General features: G+C 62.9%; 10 protein-coding genes. All 10 read left to right on the top strand.

Going from position 1 to position 15,594, the window contains the following annotated elements:
* The first annotated feature begins 679 nt into the window (after positions 1–679).
* The 10 genes from J3P96_RS11840 (at position 680) to J3P96_RS11885 (ending at position 15,421) form a co-directional block, all read left to right on the top strand.
* Positions 680–2,089: a circularly permuted type 2 ATP-grasp protein gene (locus tag J3P96_RS11840; protein WP_434657282.1), complete on the top strand. Its 1,410-nt coding sequence runs from the start codon at positions 680–682 to the stop codon at positions 2,087–2,089.
* 3 nt (positions 2,090–2,092) lie between these two features.
* Entirely contained in the window at positions 2,093–3,043 is a 951-nt protein-coding gene (locus tag J3P96_RS11845; RefSeq protein ID WP_305500558.1) for an alpha-E domain-containing protein, read from the top strand.
* Entirely contained in the window at positions 3,040–3,837 is a 798-nt protein-coding gene (locus tag J3P96_RS11850; protein ID WP_434601019.1) for a transglutaminase family protein, read from the top strand. The genes J3P96_RS11845 and J3P96_RS11850 overlap by 4 nt, the downstream gene beginning before the upstream one ends.
* Before the next feature lie 382 nt (positions 3,838–4,219).
* The gene (locus J3P96_RS11855) at positions 4,220–4,714 is read left to right on the top strand and encodes a hypothetical protein (protein WP_434657284.1); all 495 of its coding nucleotides are present in this window, start codon (positions 4,220–4,222) and stop codon (positions 4,712–4,714) included.
* Between the two features lie 84 nt (positions 4,715–4,798).
* The gene (locus J3P96_RS11860; RefSeq protein WP_305500564.1) at positions 4,799–5,470 is read left to right on the top strand and encodes a DUF3313 domain-containing protein; all 672 of its coding nucleotides are present in this window, start codon (positions 4,799–4,801) and stop codon (positions 5,468–5,470) included.
* A 106-nt stretch (positions 5,471–5,576) separates the two neighbouring features.
* Positions 5,577–6,077: a thiol peroxidase gene (gene tpx / locus J3P96_RS11865; protein WP_434657287.1), complete on the top strand. Its 501-nt coding sequence runs from the start codon at positions 5,577–5,579 to the stop codon at positions 6,075–6,077.
* Between the two features lie 204 nt (positions 6,078–6,281).
* Complete coding sequence (locus J3P96_RS11870; protein WP_434657289.1) at positions 6,282–7,598, top strand: MdtA/MuxA family multidrug efflux RND transporter periplasmic adaptor subunit; 1,317 nt, start codon at positions 6,282–6,284, stop codon at positions 7,596–7,598.
* A complete protein-coding gene (locus J3P96_RS11875; RefSeq protein WP_434657292.1) occupies positions 7,595–10,690 on the top strand; it encodes an MdtB/MuxB family multidrug efflux RND transporter permease subunit in 3,096 nt (1,031 codons plus the stop codon). The genes J3P96_RS11870 and J3P96_RS11875 overlap by 4 nt, the downstream gene beginning before the upstream one ends.
* 148 nt (positions 10,691–10,838) lie before the next feature.
* Positions 10,839–13,943 carry an efflux RND transporter permease subunit gene (locus J3P96_RS11880; RefSeq protein WP_434657294.1) on the top strand — a complete coding sequence of 1,035 codons (3,105 nt, stop codon included), beginning with the start codon at positions 10,839–10,841 and terminating at the stop codon, positions 13,941–13,943.
* The gene (locus J3P96_RS11885; protein WP_434657297.1) at positions 13,940–15,421 is read left to right on the top strand and encodes an efflux transporter outer membrane subunit; all 1,482 of its coding nucleotides are present in this window, start codon (positions 13,940–13,942) and stop codon (positions 15,419–15,421) included. The genes J3P96_RS11880 and J3P96_RS11885 overlap by 4 nt, the downstream gene beginning before the upstream one ends.
* Positions 15,422–15,594: the final 173 nt, after the last annotated feature.

A 15,594-nucleotide genomic window follows, 5' to 3' on the forward strand; every position in this document is an offset into this window, starting at 1 on the left:
GCTCCGTGGGAGAAAGTGTCTGTGCGTATGATGGTATACCATAATACTGTTGGTGCAAGTGGCGGCTTGGGATTTGTGCGAGGGAAGGCGACGGAAGGCTGGGGGCGGGCAGGAGGTCTTGAGGATGCCAGGGAACCCCGTGGCGAGGGAGCTTGCTCCCGCTCGGCGACGCAGTCGCCGCAAAGAAGCCTATTCGGTTTAACAGGTGAAGGCTGCCGGTGATGGGGCCGCTTCGCGCCCCAGCGGGAGCAAGCTCCCTCGCCACGAAGTGCTTTCCCGCGAAATCTCGGCGCTTGAGCTATCGTTGGGTAAACCCGGCCATTTTTGCCGGTGGGTATAAATTTCCCCTTTTCAGGGCATCCGAGGCCAACTTCCCGCCCGACTGCACCGATTCGACCCGTTTGTGGTATCGACGCCGGGCACTGAAATAAACGTTTCAGCCAGCAAACCGATTTTTGCCGTCAAATAGAAAAGAAATTTCGCTTTTTCAGCGTTGCGCGCCGTTTTTTCCAGCATTGTGTGGATGCCCCCCGCGCTTAGGCACAGCGTTTGCTACGGCTCAAAGACGCAAGAACCAAGAGGTGCTCCAAGGAACAGGCTCATCAAACAAGGCAAGGCCAGACTGGTGAAATGACGAAGTCATAAGAAATGCCGTGTACGACACGGCTGGGAGTTGGCTATGCCCCACGCTTTTTTCAATGAAATGTATGACGCACAGGGTGACTGCCGCCCGCATTACCAAGCCTTCTCGCGCTGGCTGGCGGAAACGCCGCTGGAGCTGTTGGAGCAACGCCGTCGCGAAGCCGACCTGCTGTTCCATCGCGCGGGCATCACGTTCACCCTCTACGGCGACGAGCAGGGCACCGAGCGCCTGATCCCCTTCGACATCATCCCCCGCAGCATCAAGGCCAGCGAATGGCAGACGGTCGAGCGTGGCTGCATCCAGCGGGTCCAGGCCCTGAACATGTTCCTGGCCGATATCTACCACGGGCAACGCATCCTCAAGGAAGGCATCATTCCGGCCGAGCAAGTGCTGGCTAACGAGGGCTACCAGATCGCAATGCAGGGCCTGGACCTGCACCGTGGCATCTACGCGCACATTGCCGGTGTCGACCTGGTTCGCGACGGCGACGGCAGCTACTACGTGCTGGAGGACAACCTGCGCACGCCCAGCGGCGTGAGCTACATGCTCGAAGACCGCAAGATGATGATGCGTCTGTTCCCCGAGCTGTTCGCCGCCCAGCGCGTGGCGCCCATCGACCACTATCCGAACCTGCTGCTCGATACCCTCAAAAGCTCAAGTCCACTCGACAACCCTACTGCCGTGGTGCTGACCCCGGGGCGTTTCAACAGTGCCTATTTCGAACATGCGTTCCTGGCCCGGGAAATGGGCGTGGAGCTGGTAGAGGGCGCCGACTTGTTCGTGCGTGACGACCACGTCTATATGCGCACCACCGCCGGCCCCCAGCAGGTGGATGTGATTTACCGTCGCCTTGACGACGCCTATCTCGATCCGCTGTCGTTCAATCCCGATTCGATGCTCGGCGTGCCCGGGCTGGTCGCGGTCTATCGTTCCGGCAACGTGGTTCTGGCAAACGCCGTCGGCACTGGCGTGGCGGACGACAAGTCGATCTACCCCTATGTCGACGAGATGATCCGCTTCTACCTCACCGAAGAGCCGATCCTGAAGAACGTGCCCACCTGGCAGTGCCGCAAACCCCAGGACCTGTCCCATGTACTGGCGAACCTGCCGGACCTGGTGGTCAAGGAAACCCAGGGTTCCGGCGGCTACGGCATGCTGGTGGGGCCGGCCGCCACCGCAGCGGAAATCGAGGATTTCCGTGCCCGTCTCAAGGCCCGGCCGGAGGCCTACATCGCCCAGCCGACCTTGAGCCTGTCCACGTGCCCGACTTTTGTCGAAAGCGGCATCGCCCCGCGCCACATCGACCTGCGTCCCTTCGTGCTGTCCGGCAAGGAAACCCGCCTGGTGCCCGGCGGCCTGACCCGCGTGGCGCTGCGCGAAGGCTCGCTGGTGGTGAACTCGTCCCAGGGTGGCGGCACCAAGGACACTTGGGTAGTGGAGGACTAAGACATGCTTTCAAGAACCGCTTCGGACCTCTATTGGATGTCCCGCTACCTGGAGCGCGCCGAGAACCTGGCGCGCATGCTCGAAGTCAGTTATTCGCTGTCGTTGATGCCCCAGGCCGGGCGCAGCGACGGGCATGCCGAGCTGGCGATGTCGCTGCTGGCGGCCGGTACGCTGGACGATTACAACGCCCGTTATGACGCGCTCAACAGCGAGCGCATGCTGCATTTCTTTGCTCTGGATGAAGCCAACCCCGGCAGTATCTATAGCTGCCTGCGTGCCGCGCGCACCAATGCCCACGCCGTGCGCGGACGCATCACCGCCGACATGTGGGAAAACATCAACGCGACCTGGCTGGAGATGCGCAACATCGCCAGTAACGGCCTGGGCCGCTACGGCATCAGCCATTTCTGCGAATGGGTCAAGGAGCGTTCGCACCTGTTCCGCGGCGCGACGTCGGGCACGATCATGCGCAACGACGCCTACAGTTTCATTCGCCTGGGAACCTTCATCGAGCGCGCCGACAACACCTTGCGCCTGCTGGACGCGCGCTACGAGATGTTCGGCGAGGAGTCGGAGGAGGTCAGCGACAACTCGGCGCGCGGCTATTACCAATGGAGTGCCTTGTTGCGGGCGCTGTCTTCGTTCGAGGCGTTCAACGAGATCTACCGTAACGCGCCCAACGCCGAGCAGGTCTCGGAGATGTTGCTGCTGCGGGCCGACGTGCCGCGCTCGCTGCATGCGTGCATCGAAGAACTGGACCATATCCTCGCCAGCCTGCCTGGCAACAACGGTCGTCCGGCCCAGCGCCTGGCCGCGGAATTGAATGCGCGCCTGCGTTATTCCGGCATCGACGAGATCCTCGCGTCGGGCCTGCATCAATGGCTGACCGAACTCATCGGCCAGATCCGCCACCTGGGCCAGACCGTCCACGATGCCTACCTGGAGGTGGTATGAAATTGTCCATTCGCCACGACACGACCTACAGCTATGCCGACGAAGTCTGCACCAGCATCCAGTTCCTGCGCCTGACGCCCAAGGACAGCCCGCGCCAGCGCATTCTGCAATGGCACCTGGAGCTGCCACGCCTGGTGCGCAGCCAGCTCGATCCTTACGGCAACATCCTGCATGTCATGACCATGGACGAGCCTCATGGGGCTCTGGTACTGACCGCTTACGGTGAAGTACAGATCGACCAGACCGTGGAGATGGAGCCTGACAGCCAGTCACCGCTGCCGTTCCTGCGCACCAGCCGTCTCAGCCAGGCCGATGAGAGCCTCAGCGCTTTCGCCGTGGCCCGGTGCGGGGCACGGCGTGATCGTTCGGCGCTGGCCGACTTGATGAATGGCCTTGCCGATCGCATGGCCTACCTTCCGGGCACCACTGCGGTCAGCAGCACGGCGGCCGAGGCGTTTGCCGGCGGTGCCGGCGTCTGCCAGGACCACGCCCATGCATTCGTGGCGTGTGCCCGCAGCCTGGGCGTGCCGGCGCGGTATGTGTCCGGCTATCTGTGCACCGAAGACGAAAACCACCTGGCGAGCCATGCCTGGGCTGAAGCCTGGCTGGGGGATGGCTGGTACAGTTTCGACGTAACCAATCGCCTGACCCGTCCCGATCGCCACCTGAAACTGGCGATCGGCCTGGACTACCTCGACGCCTGCCCGGTGCGCGGCATGCGCCGGGGCGGCGGGGCGGAGCAGATGCACGCGCGGGTGCAGGTGAGCTCAATGGTGCAGGTGCAGCATCAGTAATTGATCCAATAAAGCCTGAGGCCCCTTCGCGAGCAGGCTCGCTCCCACAGGGACACGGAGTCACGTACTGCGCAGCCATCCCAAAACCGTGGCGAGGGAGCTTGCTCCCGCTGGGCTGCGCAGCAGCCCTGAAACCAAGCACCTCGGTGCATCAGGCAGAACGCATTCGACAATTGGGGCTGCTTCGCAACCCAGCGGGAGCAAGCTCCCTCGCCACAAAAGCTGGGCAATCGAGGCAGGAGGGCATGATCGTCGGTGCCTTCGGTCCATTGTGGGAGCGAGCCTGCTCGCGAAGGTGGCGACACGGTTCTTTTGCGTACGCAGCCGTGCGAACCTGTCATCATCGCGCTTCGCAACACCCCCTTGATAAAGGAACAGCGCCATGGACGATTTACAGCAATTGGGCGAGATGCTCCGTCACTACGCCGACAGCGAAGCGCACAAGAAGCAGCAGCACCAGGCCCACTCGGCAGTATGGGCTGAGCGGATCGAGGCGTTGTACGGGCAGATCGAGCAATGGTTGGCGCCGGTCCTGGCGCCGAACCTGCTGGAGTTGAGCCGTGGCGCGTATGTCGCCCATGGGCCGAGTGTTCCTGCCGAGACGTCGACTTTCAAGACGGAGAAACTGACGTTGTCCATTACCGGTAAACCGGTTGAGTTTGTGCCGGATGTGATGGGCGCGGGCGGGTTGATTTCCTTGTCGATCATCGGCCTGACCGCCACTCGCCACGGCAGCATTTCCCTGGTTTGCCAGCCGCCATCAACGCAGTGGCAATGGCGCAGGACCAACGGGCTGAAAGATCCGGACACCTACGTCTTCGATGCAAATTTCCTCGCCCAGCAGTTGCAGAGTCTTATACCGCGCGAGCGAAGCTGAATACGCTTGGCCGGGCAAAACCCCGCGCATTGGCTATACCTGTAGTTCCGCCCCCCGTCGGGTGTGGCTTACAGGAGTAACAGCATGAAGTTCGCCTCCATGATCGGCACCGTTTGCATCGCCTCGCTCGCGCTCGCGGGCTGCTCCAGCAAAGTCACCCAGCCGGACGAGTATTCCGGGTTCCTGGGGGACTACAGCCGGCTCAAGGAAGAAAAATCGCCGTCGGGGGCCGAGGTGATGCGCTGGGTCGATCCGAAGATCGATCTGGCGAAGTACTCCCGCATCTATATCGAACCGACCCAGCTGTACCCCAAGCCGCAAGCGACGGTGAAAATCCCGTCGGCAACGTTGGCCGGCATCACCAGCTACTACGACCAGGCGCTCAAGCGTGAAGCCGGCAAGTCCCTGCCGCTGGCGACCAGCCCTGGCCCGGGTGTCCTGGTGGTGCGGGCGGCGATCACCGCGGTCAGCAGCAAGACCGAGGGCCTGAAACCCTACGAAGTGATTCCGATCGCCCTGGTGGCCGCCGCGGTCAGTACCGCCAGCGGCATTCGTGACCAGGAAACCACCCTGGGCACCGAAGCGGTGTTTCTCGACGGCGGCAATAATGCGGTAATCGCCCAGGTGGTGCGCAAGGGCACGGGTAAACCGTTGTCGAACGAGTCCCAGGTCATGAAGCCCGATGATGTCAAAGGAGTCATCGATGGCTGGGCGGCGGATCTGCATCAGTCATATTTGCAGCTCAAGGCTAAATAGCAGGCCCGGTCACTCGTGACTTTTTGTGTGCAGGCATAGGTCGGAGCACCATTTCATGGTTAACTCCGGCCTCACCATTTTCAAACCTGTCAGAAGGAATCCGTTCATGGCTCAAGTCACTCTCAAAGGCAACCCTGTCCAAGTCAACGGCCAGTTGCCCCAAGCCGGTTCCAAGGCGCCAGCCTTTTCCCTGGTTGCCGGCAATCTGTCGGACGTTTCCCTGAAGGATTTCGCCGGCAAGCGCAAAGTGCTGAACATTTTCCCATGCGTCGACACGCCGACCTGCGCCACTTCCGTGCGCAAGTTCAACGCCCAGGCCAACGATCTGAACAACACCGTAGTGCTGTGCATCTCCGCCGACCTGCCGTTCGCCCAGGCCCGTTTCTGTGGTGCCGAAGGCCTGGAAAACGTGCAGAACCTGTCGACCCTGCGCGGTGCCGAGTTCATTGAGAACTACGGCGTTGCCATTGCCGACGGCCCGCTCAAAGGCCTGACCGCCCGTGCCGTGGTGGTGCTGGATGAAAACGACACCGTGCTGCACAGCGAGCTGGTCAAGGAAATCGCCGAAGAGCCGAACTACGACGCGGCGCTGGCTGTCCTGAAGTAAGTGCTTTGAAATAACTGCTCTGAAATAAAGTATTTATTACAATTGTTAACGGCCTGGCCTGACCAGGCCGTTTTCATTTGTGTTTCAAGGCTTTAGCTAACCGGGCGGAATGTAAGCCCAAGGTAAATTGCCGGTAAAGGCGCTTTGCTAAATATCCGCCAGTGCTTATCGTTCAGCCTCCTGTAAAAGAAGCTCACGCGCCCAATGGTTGACCACTCCATGCAATCCTCTGTTTCCCGCAAATCCCGTCGCTGGCTGTTCGGCCTGTTTGTCGTACTGGTCATCGCGTTGCTGGCCTGGAAGTTCTGGCCCGCCAGTACCGACCCGAAAAACGGCGCAGAGCAGAAAGCCGCGGCTGGCCATGCGGGGCGCTCGGGCGGCATGCGGCCGGGGTTTGGCGGTGCGGCGGGGCCGATTCCGGTTCGGGTGGCGCCAGCGGTCACCGGGGATTTTCCCCTGTATTACAAGGCGCTGGGCACGGTCACCGCGCTCAATACGATCAACGTTCGCAGCCGGGTCGGCGGCGAGTTGGTGAAGATCGCCTTTGAAGAAGGGCAGATGGTCAAGGCCGGCGACCTGCTGGCGGAAATCGACCCACGTCCTTACCAGAATGCCTTGCTCCAGGCCGAAGGCACGCTGCTGCAAAACCAGGCCCAACTGAAAAATGCCCAGGTCGACCTGGAACGCTATCGCGGCCTGTACGCCGAAGACAGTATCGCCAAGCAGACCCTCGATACCGCCGCTGCGCTGGTGGGCCAGTACCAGGGTACGGTCAAGACCAACCAGGCGGCGGTCAACGACGCCAAGCTCAACCTGGAATTCACCAGGATCCGCGCGCCGATCAGCGGCCGCGTAGGTTTGCGTCAACTGGACATCGGCAACCTGGTGGCCGCCAACGACACCACGGCCCTGGCCGTCATCACCCAGACCCAGCCCATCAGCGTCGTGTTCACCCTGCCGGAAAACAACCTCGAAACCGTGCTCGCCCGCTATCGCAGCGGAGCGAAACTACCGGTCGAGGCCTGGGACCGTGGCGATGTGAAACTCCAGGCCAGCGGTGTTCTGCAAAGCCTGGACAACCAGATCGACATCACCACCGGCACCTTGAAATTCAAGGCGCGCTACGAAAACCGCGACCAGTCGCTGTTTCCCAACCAGTTCGTCAACGTGCGCTTGCTGGCCGACACCCTCAAGGGCGTGGTCCTGGCGCCGACCGCAGCCATCCAGTTCGGCACCAACGGCACCTTCGTCTACGCCCTTGATGGCGACAGGAAAGTCACCATCAGGAAGCTCAAGATCGGTGCCAGCGATGGCGAAAAAACCATTGTCACCGAGGGCCTGGCCGCCGGCGACAGGGTGGTGCTCGAAGGCACCGACCGCTTGAAGGAGGGCAGCGAGGTGGAAGTGGTCAACGACAGCCAGGAGGTGCCGACCACGCCGACCGAACACCTGCAAGGCAAGACGGCCGCGGCCCCGACTGAGCCGACCGCGGCCGACAAGGCGAAAAAGGGCGGCGCATGAATCTTTCGCGGCTGTTCATCCTTCGCCCGGTCGCCACCACGTTGAGCATGCTGGCGATTGTCCTGGCCGGCCTGATTGCCTATCGGCTGCTGCCGGTGTCGGCACTCCCTCAGGTCGACTACCCGACCATCCGCGTGATGACGCTGTACCCGGGCGCCAGTCCCGATGTCATGACCAGCGCCGTGACCGCGCCCCTGGAGCGGCAGTTCGGGCAGATGCCGGGCCTCACCCAAATGGCTTCCACCAGTTCCGGTGGTGCGTCGGTGATCACCCTGCGTTTCAATCTGGACATCAACATGGATGTCGCCGAGCAGCAAGTGCAGGCCGCGATCAATGCCGCGACCAATCTGTTGCCTACCGACCTGCCGGCGCCGCCGGTGTACAACAAGGTCAACCCGGCGGACACCCCGGTGCTGACGCTGGCGATCACCTCCAAGACCATGCTGCTGCCCAAGCTCAATGACCTGGTGGACACGCGCATGGCGCAGAAGATCGCCCAGATCAGCGGCGTTGGCATGGTGACCATCGCCGGCGGCCAGCGCCAGGCCGTGCGGATCAAGGTCAACCCGGAGGCACTTGCGGCCGCCGGGCTGAACCTGGCCGATGTACGGACCCTGATCGGCGCTTCCAACGTCAACCAGCCCAAGGGCAACTTCGACGGCCCGACGCGGGTCTCGATGCTCGACGCCAACGATCAGCTGACCTCGCCCAAGGACTACGCCGAACTGATCCTGGCCTACGCCAACGGCGCGCCATTGCGGCTCAAGGACGTGGCACAGATCGTCGACGGCGCGGAGAACGAACGCCTCGCCGCCTGGGCCAACGAAAACCAGGCCGTGCTACTGAACATCCAGCGCCAGCCCGGGGCCAACGTCATCGAGGTGGTGGACCGGATCAAGGCCCTGCTGCCGAGCATCACCGATAACCTGCCGGCCGGCCTCGACGTGACCGTGCTGACCGACCGCACCCAGACCATCCGCGCCTCCGTCACCGATGTGCAGCACGAACTGCTGATCGCGATTGCCCTGGTGGTGATGGTGACGTTCCTGTTCCTGCGGCGGGTCAGCGCCACGATCATTCCGTCGGTGGCCGTGCCGCTGTCGTTGATCGGTACATTCGGCGTGATGTACCTGGCCGGGTTTTCCGTCAACAACCTGACCCTGATGGCGCTAACCATCGCCACCGGTTTTGTGGTGGACGATGCCATCGTCATGCTGGAGAACATTGCGCGCTTCATCGAGGAGGGCGACAGCCCGATGCAAGCCGCGCTCAAGGGCGCCAGGCAGATCGGTTTCACGCTGATTTCCCTGACGCTGTCGTTGATCGCGGTGCTGATCCCGCTGTTGTTCATGGCGGACGTGGTCGGCCGATTGTTCCGCGAGTTCGCCATCACCCTGGCGGTGGCGATCCTGATTTCTTTGGTGGTGTCCCTGACCCTGACGCCGATGATGTGCGCCCGCTTGCTCAAGCGCGAGCCCAAGGAACAGGAGCAGGGCCGCTTCTATCGGGCCAGCGGTGCCTGGATCGACTGGTTGATCGCTGCCTACGGGCGCAAGTTGCAATGGGTGCTCAAGCATCAACCGCTGACCCTGCTGGTGGCGGTGGGCAGCCTGGTGCTGACGGTGGTGTTGTACCTGGCCGTGCCCAAGGGCTTTTTCCCGGTGCAGGACACGGGCGTGATCCAGGGCATTTCCGAAGCGCCGCAGTCAATTTCCTTCGCCGCCATGAGCGAGCGCCAGCAGCAGCTGGCCAAGGTCATCCTCGCCGACCCGGCGGTGCAGAGCCTGTCCTCTTACATCGGTGTCGACGGCGACAACGCCACGCTCAACAGCGGACGCCTGCTGATCAACCTCAAGCCCCACAGCGAGCGGGACGACAGCGCCAGCGAGATCATCACCCGCTTGCAACCGCAGCTCGACCGGCTGGTGGGCATTCGCCTGTTCATGCAGCCGGTGCAGGACCTGACCATCGAAGACCGGGTCAGCCGCACCCAGTACCAGTTCAGCCTGTCATCGCCGGACGCCGAGTTGCTCAGCCTCTGGAGCGGTCGCCTGGTCGAGGCCCTGGCCCAACAGCCGGAACTGACCGATGTCGCCAGTGACCTGCAGGACAAGGGCTTGCAGGTCTACCTGGTCATCGATCGCGACGCCGCCTCACGCCTGGGCGTGTCGGTGTCGAACATCACCGATGCGCTGTACGACGCTTTCGGCCAGCGGCAGATCTCCACCATCTATACCCAGGCCAGCCAATACCGTGTGGTGCTTCAGGCCCAGGCCGGGGAAAAGCTCGGGCCGCAGGCGCTGGACCAGATCCACGTCAAGACCACTGACGGCGGCCAGGTCCGATTGTCGAGCCTGGCCCGTGTCGAAGAGCGTCAGGCGCAACTGGCAATCGCCCACATCGGCCAGTTCCCGGCGGTGATGATGTCGTTCAACCTGGCGCCGGGCGTGGCCCTCGGGCATGCGGTGGAGGTGATCGAAAAGGTCCAGCAGGACATCGGCATGCCAGTGGGCGTGCAAACCGAGTTCCAGGGCGCGGCGCAGGCGTTCCAGGCATCGTTGTCGAGCACTTTGCTGCTGGTCCTGGCTGCGGTGGTGACCATGTACATCGTGCTGGGGGTCTTGTACGAAAGTTACATCCATCCGATCACCATCCTGTCCACCTTGCCTTCTGCGGCCATCGGCGCTTTGCTGGCGTTGATCCTCACCGGCAATGACCTGGGCATGATTGCGATCATCGGCATTATCCTGCTGATCGGCATCGTCAAGAAAAACGCGATCATGATGATCGACTTCGCCCTGGACGCCGAACGCAACCAGGGCCTGGATCCGCAGACGGCCATCTACCAGGCCGCGTTACTGCGCTTCCGGCCAATCCTGATGACCACGCTGGCGGCGCTGTTTGGCGCGGTGCCCCTGATGCTCGCCACTGGCTCCGGCGCCGAGTTGCGCCAGCCGTTGGGCCTGGTGATGGTGGGCGGGTTGCTGGTGAGCCAGGTGTTGACCTTGTTCACCACCCCGGTGATCTACCTGTACTTCGATCGTCTGGGCCGACGGTTTGCCCGGCCTGAGGAGAAAGAGGTGCGGGTATGACGTCCGGACTCCGTGGGTGCTTTCCGTGGCGAGGGAGCTTGCTCCCGCTTGAGTGCGCAGCGCTCACAAAAGGGGCCGCTGCGCGACCCAGCGGGAGCAAGCTCCCTCGCCACAAAAGCCTGTTCGTTGAAAGCTGGAGCGGCGACCAGTGAACCTCTCCGGCCCCTTCATCCGCCGCCCGGTAGCGACCATGCTGCTGAGCTTCGCCATCATGCTGCTCGGCGGTGTGTGCTTTGGCTTGCTGCCGGTGTCGCCGCTGCCGCAGATGGATTTCCCGGTGATCGTGGTCCAGGCCAACCTGCCGGGGGCGAGTCCCGAGGTGATGGCTTCTACCGTGGCGACGCCGCTGGAGCGTTCCTTCGGCGCGATCGCCGGGGTCAACACCATGAGCAGTCGGTCCAGCCAGGGTTCGACCCGGGTGATCCTGCAATTCGACCTGGACCGCGACATCAACGGTGCGGCCCGGGAGGTGCAGGCGGCTATCAATGCCTCACGCAACCTGCTGCCCAGCGGGATGCGCAGCATGCCGACCTACAAGAAGGTCAACCCGTCCCAGGCGCCGATCATGGTGCTGTCGCTGACCTCGGATGTGCTGGAGAAAGGCCAGCTCTACGACCTGGCCTCGACCATCCTGTCCCAGAGCCTGTCCCAGGTGTCGGGCGTGGGCGAGGTACAGATCGGCGGCAGTTCGCTGCCGGCGGTGCGCATCGAACTGGAGCCGCAATTGCTCAATCAGTACGGCGTGGCGCTGGACGACGTGCGAACGGCGATTGCCAACAGCAACGTGCGCCGGCCCAAGGGCTCGGTCGAGGACGACCAGCGGATGTGGCAAGTCCAGGCCAACGACCAGCTGGAAAAGGCCAAGGATTACGAAACACTGATCATCCGCTACCAGGATGGCTCGGTATTGCGGCTCAAGGACGTGGCCAAGGTCAGCGACGGCGTCGAGGATCGCTACAACAGCGGTTTCTTCAACGACGATGCCGCCGTGTTGCTGGTGATCAATCGCCAGGCCGGCGCCAACATCATCGAGACCGTCAACGAGATCAAGGCCCAGTTGCCGGCCTTGCAGGCCGTGTTGCCCGCCAGCGTCAAGCTGAACCTGGCGATGGATCGCTCGCCGGTGATCAAGGCGACCCTGCACGAAGCGGAAATGACCTTGCTGATCGCCGTCGCCCTCGTGGTACTGGTGGTGTTCCTGTTTCTCGGCAATTTCCGCGCCTCGCTGATCCCGACCCTGGCGGTGCCGGTGTCGCTGGTGGGCACGTTCGCGGTGATGTATCTGTACGGTTTCTCGCTCAACAATCTGTCGCTGATGGCGTTGATCCTCGCCACCGGGCTGGTGGTGGACGACGCCATCGTGGTGCTGGAAAACATCTCCCGGCACATCGATGAGGGCGTGCCGCCGCTAAAGGCCGCGTACCTGGGAGCGGAGGAGGTGGGCTTCACGCTGCTGTCGATGAACGCCTCGCTGGTGGCGGTGTTCCTGTCGATCCTGTTCATGGGCGGGATCGTCGAGAGCCTGTTCCGTGAGTTTTCCATCACCCTGGCGGCGGCCATCGTCGTCTCGCTTATCGTGTCCCTGACGCTTACGCCGATGCTCTGTGCGCGCTGGCTCAAGCCTCACGTGCCAGGGCAGGAGAACCGCTTGCAGCGTTGGAGCCAGCGCGCCAACGAAAGAATGGTCCGTGGCTATGCGCGCACGCTGGACTGGGTACTGCGCCATCGGCGCCTGACCTTGCTCAGTCTGCTGGTGACCATCGGCGTGAACATCGCGTTGTATGTGGTGGTGCCGAAAACCTTCATGCCCCAGCAGGACACCGGCCAGTTGATCGGCTTCGTGCGCGGTGACGACGGGCTGTCGTTCAACGTGATGCAACCGAAGATGGAGATCTTCCGTCGCGCGGTGCTCAAGGACGAGGCCGTACAGAGCGTGGCCGGTTTTATCGGCGGCAACAACGGCACCAACAATGCCTTCATGCTGGTGCGCCTCAAGCCGATCAACGAGCGCGGGATTTCCGCGCAGAAAGTCATCGAGCGCCTGCGCAAGGAAATGCCCAAGGTGCCCGGCGGCCAGTTGATGCTGATGGCCGACCAGGACCTGCAATTTGGTGGCGGCCGCGAGCAGACCACCTCGCAATATTCCTACATCCTGCAGAGCGCCGACCTGGCGTCGCTGCGCGAGTGGTACCCCAAGGTCGTCGCTGCGTTCCGCGCCTTGCCGGAGCTAACCGCCATCGATGCCCGTGACGGTGGCGGGGCACAGCAGGTAACCCTGATTGTGGACCGCGACCAGGCCAAGCGCCTGGGCATCGACATGGACATGGTCACATCGGTATTGAACAACGCCTACAGCCAGCGGCAGATATCAACCATCTACGACAGCCTCAACCAGTATCAGGTAGTCATGGAGGTCAATCCCAAATACGCCCAGGACCCCAATACCCTCGAACAGGTCCAGGTGATTACCGCCGATGGCGCACGGGTCCCGCTGTCCGCGATTGCCCATTACGAGAACAGCCTGGAAGACGACCGGGTCAGCCATGAAGGCCAGTTCGCTTCCGAGGGCATCTCCTTCGACATGGCCGAAGGCGTAACCGTGGAGCAGGGCACGGCCGCCATTGAACGGGCGATCGCCAAGCTGGGGATGCCCGAAGACGTCATCGCGAAAATGGCCGGGACCGCCGACGCTTTCGCCGCCACTCAGAAAAGCCAGCCGTTCATGGTGCTCGGGGCGCTGCTGGCGGTGTATCTGGTGCTGGGCGTGCTGTATGAAAGCTACATCCACCCGTTGACCATCCTGTCCACGTTGCCTTCGGCCGGCGTTGGCGCGTTGCTGTCGATCTACGTGTTGGGCAGCGAGTTCAGCCTGATCTCGCTGCTGGGGCTATTCCTGCTGATTGGCGTGGTGAAGAAAAACGCGATCCTGATGATCGACCTCGCGCTGCAACTGGAGCGCGCCGGCCAGACGCCGTTGGAGTCGATCCGCAGTGCTTGCCTGTTGCGCTTGCGGCCGATCCTGATGACGACGGTGGCGGCGATCCTCGGTGCCTTGCCGCTGTTGCTCGGCGGTGCCGAAGGTTCGGAGATGCGCCAGCCGCTGGGCCTGACCATCATCGGCGGCCTGGTGTTCAGCCAGGTCCTGACGCTCTACACCACGCCGGTGGTTTACCTTTATCTCGATAACCTGCGCCACCGCTTCAACCGCTGGCGTGGGGTGCGCACCGATGCTGCCCTGGAAACTCCGCTATGACCGACCGTTCGCTTTTCAACCTTGCCGCACCGCTGGCAGCCGCCCGTGGCTCGCGGGTATTGAGCCTGGCGCTGTGCGTGGCGCTGCTCAGTGCTTGCGCGATCGGCCCGGATTACCAGCGCCCGGAGGCCGCTGCGCCGGTGCAGTACAAGGAAGCCCAAGGGTGGCGCCAGGCCAACCCCAGCGACGCCTTGGCCCGGGGCGCCTGGTGGGAGCTGTACAGCGACGCCCGGCTGAATGAGCTGGTGGCAAAGCTCAACGCATCCAACCAGACCGTGGCCCAGGCCGAAGCCCAGTATCGTCAGGCCCAGGCGTTGGCGCGCAGTGCGCGGGGAGCTTTTTTCCCAACGGTCGACCTGACCGTTGGCAAGAACCGCTCCAGCCAAGGCACCGGCAGCAGCAGTTCGAGCCTGAGCAGTTCTTCCAGCGGCATTCGCGACACCTACAGCGCCCAGGCCGGGGTGAGTTGGGAAGCGGATGTCTGGGGCAAGTTGCGCCGCACCCTGGAAGCCGATGAAGCCAGCGCGCAAGCCAGCTTTGCCGACCTGGCGGCGATGCGCCTGAGCCAGCAGTCGGAGCTGGTGCAGAACTACTTGCAGTTACGGGTCATCGACCAACAGAAGCGCTTGTTGCAGACCACGGTCGATAACTATCAGCGCTCATTAAAAATGACCGAAAACCAGTACCGCGCCGGGGTGTCGGGCAAGGACGCGGTGGCCCAGGCGCAGAACCAGCTCAAGACCACCCAGGGCGACCTGATCGACCTGATCTGGCAGCGGGCGCAGTTCGAAAATGCCATCGCCGTGCTGATCGGCCTGCCTCCCGCTGAATTCAGCCTGGCCGAAACCGAGGACGTCCCGGCGCTGCCGCAGGTCCCGGTGGCGGTACCCTCGCAGTTGCTTGAGCGGCGTCCGGACATCGCTTCAGCGGAACGCTCGGTGATGGCCGCCAACGCCAACATCGGCGTGGCGAAGGCGGCCTATTATCCGGACCTGACCCTGAGCCTGAGTGGCGGCTACAGCAGCAGTACCTACGATAACTGGATAAGCGTGCCGAACCGCTTCTGGTCGGTCGGGCCACAGCTGGCGATGACGCTGTTCGACGGCGGCCAGCGCTCGGCGGAAGTCGACCGCAGCGTCGCGGCGTACGACCAGACCGTGGCGACCTATCGGCAGACCGTGCTCGACGGTTTTCGCGAAGTCGAGAACTACATGATCCAGCTCAAGGTGCTCGAAGACGAAGCCCGCGTGCGCCAGGAAGCCCTCGACGCCGCCCGCGAGTCCCTGCGCCTGACCCAGAACCAGTACCGGGCCGGCTTGATCGGCTACCTCGACGTGGTGACCGTCCAGGCCACCGCCCTGAGCAACGAACGCAGCATGCTGAGCCTGCAACAGAGCCGGTTGATCGCCAGCGTGCAACTGATCGCGGCGCTGGGCGGCGGGTGGGATGGGCAGTTGCAGGCGAGCGACAAACCATAATCGCGCCAGACTTTTGTGGCGAGGGAGCTTGCTCCCGCTGGGCTGCGCAGCGGCCACTGGATCTGCCACCTCGGTGTGTCAGTCAGCTAGCGTTCAGCTTTTTGGGGCCGCTGCGCAGCCCAGCGGGAGCAAGCTCCCTCGCCACGGGGATTCGCAGGCCATCAGTCCCGCTT

Source organism: Pseudomonas sp. R3-56 (assembly GCF_051132075.1).
Classification (GTDB): domain Bacteria; phylum Pseudomonadota; class Gammaproteobacteria; order Pseudomonadales; family Pseudomonadaceae; genus Aquipseudomonas.

Excerpts from the sequence above, each read along its gene's own strand:
- J3P96_RS11860 (WP_305500564.1), top strand. The coding sequence starts at position 4,799 with ATGAAGTTCGCCTCCATGATCGGCACCGTTTGCATCGCCTCGCTCGCG.
- J3P96_RS11885 (WP_434657297.1), top strand. The coding sequence starts at position 13,940 with ATGACCGACCGTTCGCTTTTCAACCTTGCCGCACCGCTGGCAGCCGCC.
- J3P96_RS11875 (WP_434657292.1), top strand. The coding sequence starts at position 7,595 with ATGAATCTTTCGCGGCTGTTCATCCTTCGCCCGGTCGCCACCACGTTG.
- J3P96_RS11855 (WP_434657284.1), top strand. The coding sequence starts at position 4,220 with ATGGACGATTTACAGCAATTGGGCGAGATGCTCCGTCACTACGCCGAC.
- tpx (WP_434657287.1), top strand. The coding sequence starts at position 5,577 with ATGGCTCAAGTCACTCTCAAAGGCAACCCTGTCCAAGTCAACGGCCAG.
- J3P96_RS11845 (WP_305500558.1), top strand. The coding sequence starts at position 2,093 with ATGCTTTCAAGAACCGCTTCGGACCTCTATTGGATGTCCCGCTACCTG.
- J3P96_RS11850 (WP_434601019.1), top strand. The coding sequence starts at position 3,040 with ATGAAATTGTCCATTCGCCACGACACGACCTACAGCTATGCCGACGAA.
- J3P96_RS11840 (WP_434657282.1), top strand. The coding sequence starts at position 680 with ATGCCCCACGCTTTTTTCAATGAAATGTATGACGCACAGGGTGACTGC.
- J3P96_RS11870 (WP_434657289.1), top strand. The coding sequence starts at position 6,282 with ATGGTTGACCACTCCATGCAATCCTCTGTTTCCCGCAAATCCCGTCGC.